Annotated in this window: 10 protein-coding genes and 1 pseudogene; 5 read left to right on the plus strand and 6 right to left on the minus strand. The window is 73.1% G+C overall.

Features of this window, described 5'->3' with window-relative positions:
• Positions 1 to 1,692: an ABC transporter substrate-binding protein gene (locus tag ABGB06_RS15400; protein WP_347589485.1), complete on the minus strand. Its 1,692-nt coding sequence runs from the start codon at positions 1,690 to 1,692 to the stop codon at positions 1 to 3.
• 221 nt (positions 1,693 to 1,913) lie between these two features.
• Between ABGB06_RS15400 and ABGB06_RS15405 the strand changes: the two genes are divergently transcribed.
• The 3 genes from ABGB06_RS15405 (at position 1,914) to ABGB06_RS15415 (ending at position 5,971) form a co-directional block, all read left to right on the plus strand.
• Positions 1,914 to 3,227, plus strand: a complete 1,314-nt coding sequence (locus tag ABGB06_RS15405; protein ID WP_347589487.1) for an ROK family transcriptional regulator — start codon at positions 1,914 to 1,916, stop codon at positions 3,225 to 3,227.
• 293 nt (positions 3,228 to 3,520) lie between these two features.
• Positions 3,521 to 4,726, plus strand: a complete 1,206-nt coding sequence (locus ABGB06_RS15410) for a cytochrome P450 (protein ID WP_347589489.1) — start codon at positions 3,521 to 3,523, stop codon at positions 4,724 to 4,726.
• Between the two features lie 132 nt (positions 4,727 to 4,858).
• Positions 4,859 to 5,971 (plus strand): type III polyketide synthase, encoded by a 1,113-nt coding sequence (locus ABGB06_RS15415; protein WP_347589491.1) that lies wholly within the window; start codon positions 4,859 to 4,861, stop codon positions 5,969 to 5,971.
• A 115-nt stretch (positions 5,972 to 6,086) separates the two neighbouring features.
• Here ABGB06_RS15415 and ABGB06_RS15420 read toward each other — a convergent pair whose 3' ends face one another.
• From ABGB06_RS15420 to ABGB06_RS15430, 3 genes are all read right to left on the minus strand, one after another.
• A complete protein-coding gene (locus tag ABGB06_RS15420) occupies positions 6,087 to 6,611 on the minus strand; it encodes an NUDIX domain-containing protein (protein WP_347589493.1) in 525 nt (174 codons plus the stop codon).
• Positions 6,612 to 6,681: 70 nt separating this feature from the next.
• Positions 6,682 to 7,476, minus strand: coding sequence for an SAM-dependent methyltransferase (locus ABGB06_RS15425; protein WP_347589495.1), 795 nt, complete (start codon positions 7,474 to 7,476; stop codon positions 6,682 to 6,684).
• A 274-nt stretch (positions 7,477 to 7,750) separates the two neighbouring features.
• The gene (locus ABGB06_RS15430) at positions 7,751 to 8,863 is read right to left on the minus strand and encodes an NAD(P)-binding domain-containing protein (RefSeq protein ID WP_347589497.1); all 1,113 of its coding nucleotides are present in this window, start codon (positions 8,861 to 8,863) and stop codon (positions 7,751 to 7,753) included.
• A gap of 59 nt (positions 8,864 to 8,922) precedes the next feature.
• On the opposite strand from ABGB06_RS15430, the gene ABGB06_RS15435 reads away from it, so the two are divergent.
• Positions 8,923 to 9,345, plus strand: a complete 423-nt coding sequence (locus ABGB06_RS15435) for an HIT family protein (protein WP_347589499.1) — start codon at positions 8,923 to 8,925, stop codon at positions 9,343 to 9,345.
• On the opposite strand, the gene ABGB06_RS15440 is transcribed toward ABGB06_RS15435, so the two are convergent.
• On the minus strand, positions 9,326 to 10,396 hold the full coding sequence (locus ABGB06_RS15440; protein WP_347589501.1) for an ATP-dependent DNA ligase: 1,071 nt from the start codon (positions 10,394 to 10,396) through the stop codon (positions 9,326 to 9,328). The two genes, ABGB06_RS15435 and ABGB06_RS15440, sit on opposite strands and share 20 nt — an antisense overlap.
• A 77-nt stretch (positions 10,397 to 10,473) precedes the next feature.
• On the opposite strand from ABGB06_RS15440, the pseudogene ligD reads away from it, so the two are divergent.
• Positions 10,474 to 11,475, plus strand: a pseudogene (ligD, locus tag ABGB06_RS15445) (non-homologous end-joining DNA ligase); the annotation flags it as partial.
• A gap of 176 nt (positions 11,476 to 11,651) precedes the next feature.
• Here the strand turns inward: ligD and rho are convergent.
• Positions 11,652 to 12,833 (minus strand): transcription termination factor Rho, encoded by a 1,182-nt coding sequence (rho, locus tag ABGB06_RS15450; RefSeq protein ID WP_347589503.1) that lies wholly within the window; start codon positions 12,831 to 12,833, stop codon positions 11,652 to 11,654.
• Positions 12,834 to 13,144 lie beyond the last annotated feature (311 nt).

The following is a 13,144-nucleotide window of genomic DNA, read 5'->3' on the forward strand; positions in this document are numbered from 1 at the left end:
TCACTCGCCGGCAGGTTGGAGGTGCTTCAGGATCTCGGCCTGGTCCGGCTTCTGCCAGATGGCGGGGAAGGCGTACAGATCGTCGGCGGTGGGCCAACCGGTGAACTTCTCGACGTTGACCTCGCTGGTGTTGCCGCCCACCATGATCGGGATGTACGGCATGTCCTCTTCGAGGCGGGTCTGGATGGTGTCGAGGTACGGCTGGCGGGCGGCGGTGTCCATCGGGTCGATCTGCCGCAGGGACTCCAGCGCCTCGTTCACCTCGTCGTTGTCGTAGCGGGCGAAGTTGGGGTTGGCGGTCTCGCCGACCGGCGCGGTGTTGTCGCCGGAGTAGAAGTAGCTGTAGCCCCAGTACGGGTCGCCCGAGGGGCCCGGGTACTGCGAGTCGATCAGCAGCTCGTAGTCGCCCCGGCCGCGCGCGCTGGACCACTCGTTGAAGGAGGACTGCTCCACGGTCAGCTCGATCCCGGCGGCCTCCAGCTGCTCCGCCATGGTGTTGATCGCCGTGATGTAGTCGTTCCAGCCCGCGACGACGCTCACGCTGAGGGAGACCTTCTCGCCGTCCTTGGCGTAGATGCCGTCGTCGCCCTTGGCGTAGCCGGCGTCCTGGAGGATCTGCTCGGCCTGGTCCACCTGGGCCGTCATCGGGGCGGTGCGCTCGGTCAGCTGGTCGGAGATGATCTCCTCGTCACGGCCGGGCAGCGCCATGCCGGGAGAGATCTCGGCCGCGGTGTTCTGGAACGCCAGGGCGTTGAGCTGGTCGCGGTCCATGGCGTAGTAGATCGCGTGGCGCACCGCCGGGTCCGTCTGCGGGCCCTCGCATCCGAGTTCGGCGCTGGAGCAGGTGAACAGTGCCATCTGGAAGACGTTGGCGGTGACCGCGTCGTATCCGGGGTACACCTCCGGGACGTTGTCCATGTTGGGCACGGGGCCGGTCTGCCAGTCGATGGTCCCGGCGGACAGGGCGTCGGCGCCGGCCTGGTTGCCGGACAGCGATACGTACCGCACGTTCTTCACGGCCGGCGCGCCGTCCCAGTAGTCCGGGTTGGCGGCGAGGGTGAACGCCTGCGGCTTGAACTCGGAGAGGGTGAAGGGGCCGGTGCCGATGGGCTCACGGACCTGGTCGGTGGAGGGGTCCTCGATGTTCTTCCAGATGTGCTCGGGGACGATCCAGATCTTGCCGAGCAGCTGCGGGGCGTCCATGTAGGCGGGGTTGTCGAAGCTGACCCGCACCTCGGTCTGGCTGACGACCTCGGTCTCGCCGGCGAAACCGACGGTGTTGATGGTGTCGTTCGCCACGAGCATGTCGAAGGTGAACTTCACGTCGTCGGCGGTGAATTCCTCGCCGTCGGACCAGGTCACGCCCTCCCGGAGGGTGATCGACAGCTCGGTGCCGTCCTCGTTCCAGGAGTACTCGGTGCCCAGGCGCGGCTGCGGCTCGTCGGGGCGTGCGATGTTGAAGAAGAACAGCGGCTCGAAGATCGTCCCCGGCCCCTCGTTCATGCCCGGGAGGTACGGGTTGAAGTTGCGCTGGAAATCCCCGGCCTGGCCGTTGTAGGCGATCAGGGTGTCGTCGCCGGCCGCCGTGCCGCCGCCGTTGCTCGAACCGCATCCGGTAGCCAGCAGGCCCAGCGCGAGCGCTCCGATCGCCGCGACGCGGGCGCGCCGGGATCTTCCGTGGTGTTGAAGCATGGACGTTCCTCTCGTGGCCGCTCGAGCAGCGGGCTGGCCGGGGTAGGATTGTTAAGCCGCTGAATTAACAAAGTCAAGCCTCAGACGAAACGAACCCGCGGCCGGGCCGCCGCGGAACCGTGCTCGACCCCCCGTGTCGGCGCCTACACTTGGGCGTCGCCCGGAGTGATCGGGAGGACACGTCGGGGGCCGGGAGCCCGCAGCAGATGGGGAGGACGCACGTGACCGAGCCGGGAGCCACCCCCCGCGCCACTCCCCACGCGAGCAGCCGCGCCGCCGTCCTGGACGTGATCAGGGCCGCCGGCACGATCAGCCGGGTCGGGCTGGTCAGGGCCACCGGCTTCACCGGAGCGACGATCTCCACCGTGGTCCGGCGTCTGATCGACGACGGCCTGGTCCTGGAGACCGGCCGCGCCGAGTCCACCGGGGGCAAACGACGGGTGCTGCTCCAGCTCAACCTGACGTCCCGGTACGCGGTGGGCGTGCACCTGGACCACGCCGGCCTCACGTACGTGCTCACCGACCTCGGCGGCGACGTGGTGGCCCGGATGTCGCGCGCCGGGGTGGGCGCCGACGACCCGCCGGTGGTCGTGGAGCGGATGGCGACCGAGATCGAGGCGCTGCTGGAGGGCGCCGACGTGGACCGCGGCCGCCTGGTGGGGCTCGGCCTCGTCGCGCCCGGGCCTATGAACCAGGCCAACGGCATGCAGCTGGTCCCGCCGGCCATGCGACGCTGGGAGGACTTCCCGCTGGACCGGGAGCTGGCCGCGGCCACCCGGCTGCCCGTGCTGCTGGACAACGACGCCACCGCCGCCGCGCTCGGCGAGCACTGGTCGGGCGGCGTCGGCGGCGCGTCCACCTTCGCCGCCGCCTACATGGGCACCGGCATCGGCGCGGGCCTGATGATCAACGGCATCCCCTACCGGGGGCCGAGCGGCAACGCCGGCGAGATCGGGCACATCTGCCTCGACCTGGAGGGCCCGGAGTGCTGGTGCGGCGCCCGCGGCTGCACCGAGACGCTGGCCGGCCCGGGCGCGGTGGTCGCCGCGGCGCGCGCGGACCGCGAGCTGGCGCGCGCGGCGGACCTGCCGCCGGTCGCGGACCCGGCGCGCCGGGCGGCCGACTTCGCCGCGGTCACCCGCGCCGCGCTGCGTGGCGAGCCGCGCGCCCGCACCCTGCTGGAGGGGTCCGCGCGGTACCTGGCGGTCGCGGCGCGCACCCTGGCGAACATCATGGACCTCGAACAACTGGTCCTCACCGGGCCGAGCCTGGCCATCGCCGGCTCCATCTACCTGCCGGTGGTGCAGCGCGAGCTCACCGAGTCCTTCTTCTCCCGCTCCACCCACCCGGTCACGGTGCGGCTGTCCCGTTCCGCCGCGACGGCCCCCGCCATCGGCGCCGCCGCGATGGTGCTGCAGTCGGAACTGGTGCCGTTGCGCGAGGGCCTGCGTCTGCCGGACAACCTCGCCGAGGCCGAGCCGGCGAACCACGAGGCCGGCGCCGGTCCGAGCGTCGCGTCGTCCGGGGTCGCGTAGCCGCCAGGGGCGCGTGCGGCGCCCGGGGCGCCGTCGCGCCAGCGCCCAAAATGATCACCGTCGGTGATACCTTTCGCCAGCTCTGTCCCCTAACGGGTTAATTATCAGCCGCGGGCACATGGCCCCGTCGGCACCCGGGGACACATCCGTCGTCCAGGCGACCAGGCGTCGCGCACCGCGACGCCGGCGATCGCGTCGCCCCGCCCGCCACCGACCCTCCCCCAGGCCCTGGGGGCCCGGGCGGTGCCCCCAACGACCCCGAGGACGGGCCGAGAGACAGGGAGAGCCCTGGAGTGGAGACCCCCGACACCGTGTGGAACTGCCCGTTCGACTTTGCCGAGCGGCTGGAGTTCGACCCGTTGCTGCGGCGCCTGATGACCGAGGCGCCCATCGCCAGGATCCGCATGCCCTACGGGGAGGGTGAGGCCTGGCTGGTCACGCGCTACGAGGACGTGCGCGTCGTGACCACCGACCGCAGGTTCAGCCGGGCCGCGGTCATCGGCCGGGACTTCCCGAGGATGACCCCCGAGCCCATCGTGCAGTCGGAGTCCATCAACCTGCTCGACCCGCCCGCGAGCAGCCGGCTGCGCAAGCTGGTCTCGCAGGCGTTCACCACGCCCCGGGTGGAGGCGATGCGGCCGGCGACCCAGCGGATCGTCGACGAGTTGCTGGACGGGATGGCCGAACACGGGCCGCCCGCGGACCTGGTGAAGCACGTCTCGATGCGGCTGCCGTTGACCACCATCTGCGAGGTGCTCGACATCCCCGAGCCGGATCGGGACGAGCTCCGCGGTCGCGCCGTGACGATGATGAACATCGGGCCGACCACCAAGGAGGCGGCCATCCAGGCGAAGGCGGAGCTGCGCACGTACTTCGGCGAGCTGACCGCCCGTCGGCGCGCCGACCCGGGCGAGGACCTGATCAGCGTGCTGGCCACCGCCCGGGACGGCGACGACCTGATGGGCGACGACGAGCTCACCGTCATGGCGATGATCCTGCTCATCACAGGACACGACACCAGCACCTACCAACTCAGCAACCTCACCTACACGTTGCTGACCAACCCCGAGCAGCTGACCAAGCTGCGCGCCCGCCCCGACCTGCTGCCGCAGGCCCTGGAGGAGCTGCTGCGCTTCATCCCGTTCCGCAAGGGCGTCGGCATCCCCCGGATCGCCACCGAGGACGTGGAGCTCGGCGGCGTGACCATCCGGGCCAACGACACCGTGCACGTCTCCTATCTGGCCGCCAACCGGGACGAGAAGCGCTTCGAGCGCCCCGACGAGCTCGACCTGGACCGGGCGGTCTCGCCGCACATGACCTTCGGCTGGGGCGCGCACCACTGCGTCGGCGCCCCGCTGGCGCTGATGGAGCTCCAGGTGGCCATCGGCACGATGCTGACCCGCTTCCCGCGCCTGGAACTCGCCGTGCCGGCCGAGGAGGTGCGCTGGAACACCGAGTCCATCTGGCGGTACCCGTACGAGCTCCCGCTCATCTGGTGAGGGTGGCCGGCGGCTGACCCCTGGGAGGCGGTCGCCGCCGACCGAGACCAGGACAACCCACAGAAACACCGTTCACAGCCATCGATGCCGCGGCCGTCGGCCGGTAGGCCGCCCGCGGCGTGGGAGGGGATCATGGCAACCCTGTGCCGACCGTCCATCGCGGTTCCGGAACACATCATCACCATGGAGCAGACGCTCCAGCTGTGCCGCAGCGTGCACGCCGACCACCCGCAGCTCGCGCTGGCGCTGCGGCTCATCGAGAACACCGGGGTACAGACCCGGCACATCGTGCAGCCGATCGAGGAGACGCTGCGTCATCCGGGCTTCGAGAGCCGCAACCGGCTCTACGAGCAGGAGGCGAAACGGCGGGTGCCCGAGGTCGTCCACCAGGCGCTGGGGAACGCGGGCCTGGGCGTGGACGACATCGACCTGATCGTGTACGTCTCGTGCACCGGCTTCATGATGCCCTCGCTGACCGCGTGGCTCATCAACGAGCTGGGCTTCAGGTCGGACACCCGGCAGCTGCCGATCGCGCAGCTGGGCTGCGCCGCCGGCGGTGCGGCGATCAACCGGGCGCACGACTTCTGCCTGGCCTATCCGCAGGCCAACGCGCTGATCGTGTGCTGCGAGTTCTGCTCGCTGTGCTACCAGCCCACCGACCTCGGCGTGGGCTCGCTGCTGTCGAACGGGCTGTTCGGCGACGCGGTGGCCGCCGCGGTGGTGCGCGGCATCGGCGGCTCCGGCGTGCTGCTGGAGCGCAACGGCTCGCATCTGGTGCCGGACACCGAGGACTGGATCAGCTACGCGGTCCGGGGCACCGGCTTCCACTTCCTGCTGGACAAACGGGTGCCGACGACGATGAAGATGCTGGCCCCGGCGCTGCGGACGCTGACCGAGGAGCACGACTGGGACGTCTCCGGGCTCGACTTCCACATCGTGCACGCCGGCGGTCCCAGGATCCTCGACGACCTGTGCAAGTTCCTCGAGGTCGACCCCGACATGTACCGGTACAGCCGGGCCACGCTCGCCGAGCGGGGCAACATCGCCAGCTGCGTCGTCTTCGACGCCCTGGAGCGGATGTTCGCGGACGGCGGGGCGACCGAGGCGGCGCGCGGCCTGATCGCCGGTTTCGGCCCGGGCATCACCGCCGAGATGGTGCTGGGCCGCTGGGCGGAGACCCGGCACCCCGACGTCGGCAGTCTCGGATCCGCCCGCCGGGCCGAGGAGCAGGCCGGGGTCGGCTGACCGGAACCGCCCCGTCGCCGGAAGACCCGTCCGGCGGGCTCCGCCGGTGACACGGGGCCCGACCGGACGTCACCTCCGGACTCCGGGTGTCGTGACCGCGCACGCACGACCGCGGTCACGACACCCGGGCCGGATGGTCCGCGAAGTACGCGCGCACCACCGCGGTGTGCGTCGGGAAGGCCAGGCTGACCGGCTCGTGCAGCACGAGCCACTCCGTGGCCTCGTCGGTGGCCGTGGACGCGGGCATGGAGTCGGCGTCCCGCGGCGGCAGCAGGGCGAAGACGTTCAGCGTCAGCTCCCCGTTGCGCACGTCGAAGAGCCGCGCCTCCTCGGCCGGGGCGGTCAGCCCCGTCTCCTCCCTGAGCTCCCGCACCGCGGCCTGCCGCCAGGTCTCACCGAGCTCCATGTAGCCGCCGGGCAGGGCCAGTTCGCCACGGCACGGCTCGATGTCCCGGCGCACCACCACGAGTCCGCGGCGGCCGTCCCGCTCGACCGGCAGCAGCGCCACGGCGACCGGCAGCGGGTTCCGCCAGTGCGTCTCGCCGCAGCCCGAGCAGTCCCGGGGCCAGGCCAGGTCCTCGGCATAGCCGGTGCCGCAGTAGGGACAGTGGGTGACGCGCCGCCCGTAGGTGTATGCCATCAGTAACACCTATCATCCCGGCGCCCGAGCCTTCCATCCCCGCCGCCGGGCACCCCCGCCACGGGCCGGGTCAGGGCTTGCGGCCCACGCCGCAGAAGGCGTCCACCTCGGGGATCGAGGCGCCCTCCCGCGGCGCCTCCGGGTGCCATCTGGAGCACGACACGACGCCAGGTGGCACCAGGTCGAGGCCGTCGAGGAACCCGGCGATCTGCTCGGGGTCACGCAGCCGGTAGGGCACCGCCCCGGTGGCGTTGTAGCCGCGCACCCCCTCCGCCGACTCCCGGGGGTGAACGACCTTGGTGCCGTCGTTGACGGCGAGGTGGCTGCCGGACGGGAGGCCGTCGAGCAGCCGCCGGACGATCGAACGCGCCTCCTCGTCGTCTCCGATGTGGCCGAGCACCCCGTTGAGCAGCAGGCCCACCGGCCGGGTGAGGTCGAGCGTGGTGCGGGCGGCCACCAGGATCTTCTCGGGATCCCGCAGGTCGGCCGCCACGTAGTCGGCGGCGCCCTTGGGGCCGCTGACCAGCAGCGCGCGGGCGTGGGCGAGGACCAGCGGGTCGTTGTCCACGTACACCACGCGGCTTTCGGGCGCGATGCGCTGGGCTATCTCGTGGACGTTGTCCGGGGCCGGCAGGCCGGCGCCGATGTCGAGGAACTGCCGGATGCCGACGGGACCCGCGAGATGCCGGACGCTGCGGGCCAGGAACCCGCGGCAGGCCCGCGCCACGTCGACCACGCCGGGGTAGGCGGCGCGGTACCGGTCGCCGGCCAGCCGGTCCACCTCGTAGTTGTCCCGGCCGCCCAGCCAGTAGTTCCAGACGCGGGCCGAGTGCGGCACCGAGGTGTCGATCGCGTCGTCGGTCACGGGGACTCCTGGTGGTGCCTGCTGCGCTGCGTGCCGGTCATCGTCCCTCTCCGCCGCGGACGGCGGACGGCGCGGAGGCGGCGACGACCTCGCGCCCGGCCTCGGCGAGACGCGCGGTCGGCGACGGCCGGTGACGGCCACCCCCACCACGGTTCCCCGAGGCCCATGACAGCACGGCATCATAGACGCGGCCCGTCCCCCTTGTCGAAAAGTTGTTTCGAGCACATGCCGCTGACCTGGGCGGATCCGCCGGCTTTCGGGTCCGGTCGCGGCATCATCCGGCCGTGAGCGCCGGCTCCCGGCCGGCGCCGCGCGCCAGGAACGCGAGGAGGTCCGCCACGGCCGCCCGGCCGGCCCGGTTGGCGCCGACGGTGCTGGCCGACGGACCGTAGCCGACCAGGTGGACCCGGGGGTCGCGGGCCGCGCGGGTGCCGTCCAGGCGGATGCCGCCGCCCGGTTCGCGCAGCCGCAGCGGCGCCAGGTGGTCGATGGCCGGCCGGAACCCGGTGGCCCACAGGAGGGTGTCGGCCGGCACCTCGCGGCCGTCGCGCCAGGCCACGCCGTCGGGGGTGATCCGGTCGAACATCGGCAGCCGGTCCAGCACGCCGCGCCGGCGGGCCCGGCGCATCTCCTCGGTCATCGGCAGGCCGGTCACCGACACCACGCTCCGCGGTGGCAGGCCGCGCCGCACCCGGTCCTCGACCAGCGCGACCGCGGCCCGGCCCTGCACCTCGCCGAAGGAGTCCTCGCGGAACAGCGGCGGCCGGCGGGTCACCCACGTGGTGCCGGCGGCCACCTCGGCGATCTCCAGCAGGTGCTGCACGCCCGAGGTGCCGCCGCCGACCACCACCACCCGCTCGCCGGCGAAGGCCGCTGGCCCCGGATAGTCCGCGGTGTGCAGCTGGCGCCCGCGGAAGTCGCCCTGGCCCGGGACGTGCGGCCAGAAGGGTCGGTCCCAGGTGCCGGTGGCGTTGATCAGCGCCCGGGTGCGCCACTCCCCCGCGTCGCTGCTGACCAGGAGCCGGCCGTCGCCCGCCTCGCGCACCGCGGTGACGTCCACCGGGCGGCGCACCGGCAGCGCGAAGGCGCGTTCGTAGGCGGCGAAGTACTCGGCGACCACCTCGGCGGACGGCCGGTCCGGGTCCGCGCCGGTCAGCTCCATGCCGGGCAGCGCGTGCACGCCGTGCACCCGGCCGTAGGTCAGTGTCGGCCAGCGGAACTGCCAGGCGCCGCCGGACCGCGGCGCGTGGTCGAGCACCACGAAGTCACGTCCGGGCACGAGCCCGCGCCGGCCCAGGTGGTAGGCGCTCGACAGCCCGGCCTGCCCGGCGCCGATCACCAGCACCTGGACCTCGCTCGCGGGTCGCGCCTCGTCCGTGGGGTTCATGCTGATGTCAACCACGGGGCGCCCGTGCGGCTTCCCGTGGCGGGTAGTTGACTGGGGGCGTGGACTGCCTGTTCTGCGCGATCGTCGACGGCGAGGTGCCGGCCCACCGGGTGTTCGAGGACGAGACGGTGGTGGCGTTCCTCGACCACCGTCCGCTGTTCCCCGGCCACGTGCTGGTGCTGCCCCGGCGGCATGTGGAGACCCTCACGGACCTGCCGCCCGAGGACGTCGGCCCGTACTTCGTCCGGGTGCGGCGGATCACCGGCGCGGTGGAACGCGGCATGGCGGCGGCCGGCTCGTTCGTCGCGCTCAACAACCGGGTCAGCCAGTCCGTGCCGCACCTCCACGTGCACGTGGTGCCGCGGAACCGGAAGGACGGGCTGCGCGGCTTCTTCTGGCCGCGCGGGCGGTACGCCGACGAGGCGCACGCCGGGGAGGTCGCGGACCGGCTGCGGACCGCGCTCAGGGACGAGGCGGGGTGAGCACCTCGGAGAGGTCGTAGCTGACCGGCTCCACGAGCTGCGCGTAGGTGCACTCGCCCGGTTCGCGGTCGGGCCGCCAGCGGCGGAACCGGGCGGTGTGCCGGAAGCGGTCGCCCTGCATGTGCTCGTACGCCACCTCGCAGACCCGCTCGGGGCGCAGCGGCAGCCAGGACAGGTCCTTGGTGCCGGTCCAGCGGCTGGGGCCGCCCGGCATCCGGCTGGTCTCGTGCGCCTCCTCGCGGGTCCAGTCGGCCCAGGGGTGGCCGGCGACGGACTCCATCAGCAGCGGCTCCAGCTCGGCCATCAGCTCCCGGCGGCGGGTCATGGAGAACGCGGCGCACACCCCGACGTGCTGCAGGGTGCCGGCGTCGTCGTAGAGGCCGAGCAGCAGCGAGCCGACCACCGGCCCGCTCTTGTGGTGCCGCAGCCCGGCGACCACGCAGTCCGCGGTGCGCTCGTGCTTGATCTTGACCATGGCCCGCTGGTCGGGGCGGTAGGGCAGGTCGAACGGCTTGGCCACGATGCCGTCGAGCCCGGCGCCCTCGAACCGCTCGTACCATTCGCGCGCCTCGGCGAGGTCGCTGGTGGCCGGCGCCAGGAACACCGGCTGATGGGTGTGCCCGAGCGCCTCCTCCAGCGCCGCGCGGCGGTCCCGCAACGGGACGTCCATCAGCGACGCGTCGCCGAGCGCGAGCAGGTCGAACGCGACGAAGCTGGCGGGCGTGCGTTCGGCCAGCATCCGGACCCGGGACGCGGCGGGGTGGATGCGTTCGGTGAGCGCGTCGAAGTCCAGCCGGTCGTCGCGGGCGAGCACGATCTCGCCGTCCAGCACGCAGCGCTCGGGGAGCCGTTCCCTGAGCCCGTCGACCAGTTCCGGGAAGTAGCGGTTGAGCGACTTGGTCGAGCGGCTGCCGATCTCCAGCTCGTCGCCGTCCCGGAACACGATGGCGCGGAAGCCGTCCCATTTGGCCTCGTAGTGCATGCCGGGGGGAATCTCCGCGGCCGTGCTGGCCAGCATCGGCTTGACGGGCGGCATCACCGGAAGGTCCATGGTCTGGATTGTGCGGTCCAGGACCGCCGGCCGCTCGCCGGCGGGCGGCGGGCCCCGCGCCGGCCTACCGTGACCGTATGGCCAAGGCGCTCGAGCTCACGGTGGGCGACCGCACCGTGCGGCTGTCCAGTCCGGACAAGGTGTACTTCCCGGAGCGGGGCTTCACGAAGCTGGACGTCGCCCGGTACTTCCTGGCCGTCGGCGACGGCATCCTGCGGGCGCTGCGGGACCGGCCGACCACCATGGAGCGCTACCCGGAGGGGGCGGCGGGCGAGTCGTTCTACCAGAAGCGGGCGCCGGCGAACCTGCCCGCGTGGATCCCGACCGCCCGCATCGGGTTCCCCAGCGGGCGGTTCGCGGACGAGATCTGCCCGACGGAGCCGGCCGCGGTGCTGTGGGCCGCCAACCTCGGCTGTCTGACCTTCCACCCCTGGCCGGTGCGGCGGGCGGACACGAACCGGCCCGACGAGATGCGGATCGACCTGGACCCGCAGCCGGGCACGGACTACGAGGACGCGGTGCGCGCCGCGCTGGAGCTGCGGGAGCTGCTCGCCGAGCTGGGGCTGCGCGGCTGGCCGAAGACGTCGGGCGGCCGCGGGCTGCACGTGTTCGTGCCGATCGTTCCCGAGTGGACGTTCGCCGAGGTGCGGCGGGCGGTCATCGCCGTCGGCAGGGAGCTGGCGCGGCGTGCGCCCGACCGGGTGACGACGGCGTGGTGGAAGGAGGAGCGGGGGGCGCGGATCTTCGTGGACTACAACCAGATGGCGCGGGACCGCACCATCGCCTCCGCCTACTCGGTGCGGGCCCGGCCGCACGCGCCGGTGTCGGCGCCGCTGCGCTGGGAGGAGGTCCCCGACGCCCGGCCCGAGGACTTCGACCTGGCGACGATGCCGGAGCGCTTCGCGGCCGTGGGCGACGTGCACGCGGACATGGACGACCACGCGTTCCGGCTGGATCGGGTGCTGGAGTGGGCCGAGCGTGACGAGCGGGACCACGGCCTGGGCGACCTGCCGTACCCGCCGGAGCACCCGAAGGTGGCGGGCGAGCCCACCCGCGTCCAACCGAGCCGGGCCCGCAAGCCGTCCGGCGGCGCCCGCCGCCGGACGGACGACTGCGCGCCGGCCTGCGGCCCGCCCCCCCCGGGTGCGCCGCCCCGGCACGCCCATGGCCGCGGGCCGGGAACGCGCCACGGGGCGGGACGGCCGCCCTGCCCGACGGGCCCGAACGGGCCCGGGCCCGCAGGGCGGGGGGATCCTCATGCGGGGAGCGTGGCCGCCAGGGTGCGGAGTAGCTCCGTGTTGTCGCGGGTGCGGCGCATGCGGTCCAGGAGGGGTTCCACGCCGTGCCGGCTCTCCCGCTCCACCAGCGTGTGCCGGAGCCGGCGGATCACGGCCAGTTCGGCGGGCGGGAGCAGCAGTTCCTCGCGGCGGGTGCCCGAGGTCTCCAGGTCGACGGCCGGATAGACCCGGCGGTCGGCCAGTCCGCGGTCCAGGCGCAGCTCCATGTTCCCGGTGCTCTTCAGCTCCTCGAAGAAGAAGTCGTCGGCCCGCGAGCCGGTGTCCACCAGGGCGGTGGCCAGGATGGTCAGCGAACCGCCGCCCTCGACCGCCCGCGCGGCCCCGAACAGCCGCTTCGGCGGGTGCAGCGCGCCCGCGTCGATGCCCCCGGACAGGATCCGGCCGGTGCCCGAGGCGGTGTGGTTGTGCGCCCGGCACAGCCGGGTGAGGGAGTCGAGCAGGATCACCACGTCGCGGCCGAGTTCGACGAGGCGCTTGGCGCGTTCGACGGCCAGCGCGGCGATCACCGTGTGCTCCTTGGCCGGCCGGTCGAAGGGGGAGGCGACGACCTCGCCGTGCACCGCGCGGGCCAGCGCGGTGACCTCCTCGGGGCGTTCGTCGAGGAGCAGCAGCATCAGGTGGCATTCGGGGTGGTTGTCGGTGATCGCGGCCGCCAGCGCCTGCAGCACCATGGTCTTGCCGGTCTTGGGCGGGGCCACGATCAGCCCGCGCTGGCCCTTGCCGACGGGGGTGAACAGGTCGATGACGCGGGTGGTCAGCTGGTCGGGCGCGCCCTCCAGACGCAGCCTGCGGTCCGGGTGGACCGGGGTGAGCTCGGCGAAGTGCGGGCGGCGGGCCAGGAGTTCGGGCTCGACGCCGTTGACCAGGTCGAGCCGGGCGAGGGAGCGCGTCCGGTCCCGGCGCCCTCCGGTGGCCGGCGCGTCGAGGAGTCCCTGGACGAGGTCGCCGGTGCGCAGGCCGTGTCGGCGGACCTGGCCCGGCGGCAGCTGCGGGTCGTGGGCGGTGGCGACGAAGTCGGCGGGGCGCAGGAAGGCGCGGTTGCCGAGGAGTTCGACGATGCCGGTGACGGGCGTGGGCGTTCCGGCCCGCTCGGCGGGTGGGGAGTCGGGTGCGGGGGCGAGGGCTGCGGTGGACGTCATGCTGGGTCCCTGAGGGGTGTGAGTCGATCCGTGAAGCGGATACCGGGCAGGTGGGAACGTGCCGTGAACACGGCGGAGACGGGCCCGGGCGGCGGTCGCGGCGCGAGGCGCGGCGACGGCGGACGGGGCTCGGTGGGCGTTCCGGCGGAATGCCGGAAGGCTGGTGCGATGTCGAACGCCGGAGGCGTTCGCAGAAGGCACGGACGCCACGACGGGCGTACACACGTGCTGTTTCGCACTATACCAGCCGGCCGGCGGTCAGGGGTCGGTGTGCGGCCCCCGCGCCTGGTCTGAGGTCCCCCCGGTGGTTC

This window comes from Streptomyces sp. B6B3 (genome assembly GCF_039871525.1).
Taxonomy (GTDB): domain Bacteria; phylum Actinomycetota; class Actinomycetes; order Streptomycetales; family Streptomycetaceae; genus Streptomyces.

What these genes read in the sequence shown, in the direction of transcription:
- ABGB06_RS15415 (WP_347589491.1), top strand. Translation starts at nt 4,859, where the DNA reads ATGGCAACCCTGTGCCGACCGTCCATCGCGGTTCCGGAACACATCATC.
- ABGB06_RS15400 (WP_347589485.1), bottom strand. Translation starts at nt 1,692, where the DNA reads ATGCTTCAACACCACGGAAGATCCCGGCGCGCCCGCGTCGCGGCGATC.
- ABGB06_RS15430 (WP_347589497.1), bottom strand. Translation starts at nt 8,863, where the DNA reads ATGAACCCCACGGACGAGGCGCGACCCGCGAGCGAGGTCCAGGTGCTG.
- rho (WP_347589503.1), bottom strand. Translation starts at nt 12,833, where the DNA reads ATGACGTCCACCGCAGCCCTCGCCCCCGCACCCGACTCCCCACCCGCC.
- ABGB06_RS15420 (WP_347589493.1), bottom strand. Translation starts at nt 6,611, where the DNA reads ATGGCATACACCTACGGGCGGCGCGTCACCCACTGTCCCTACTGCGGC.
- ABGB06_RS15440 (WP_347589501.1), bottom strand. Translation starts at nt 10,396, where the DNA reads ATGGACCTTCCGGTGATGCCGCCCGTCAAGCCGATGCTGGCCAGCACG.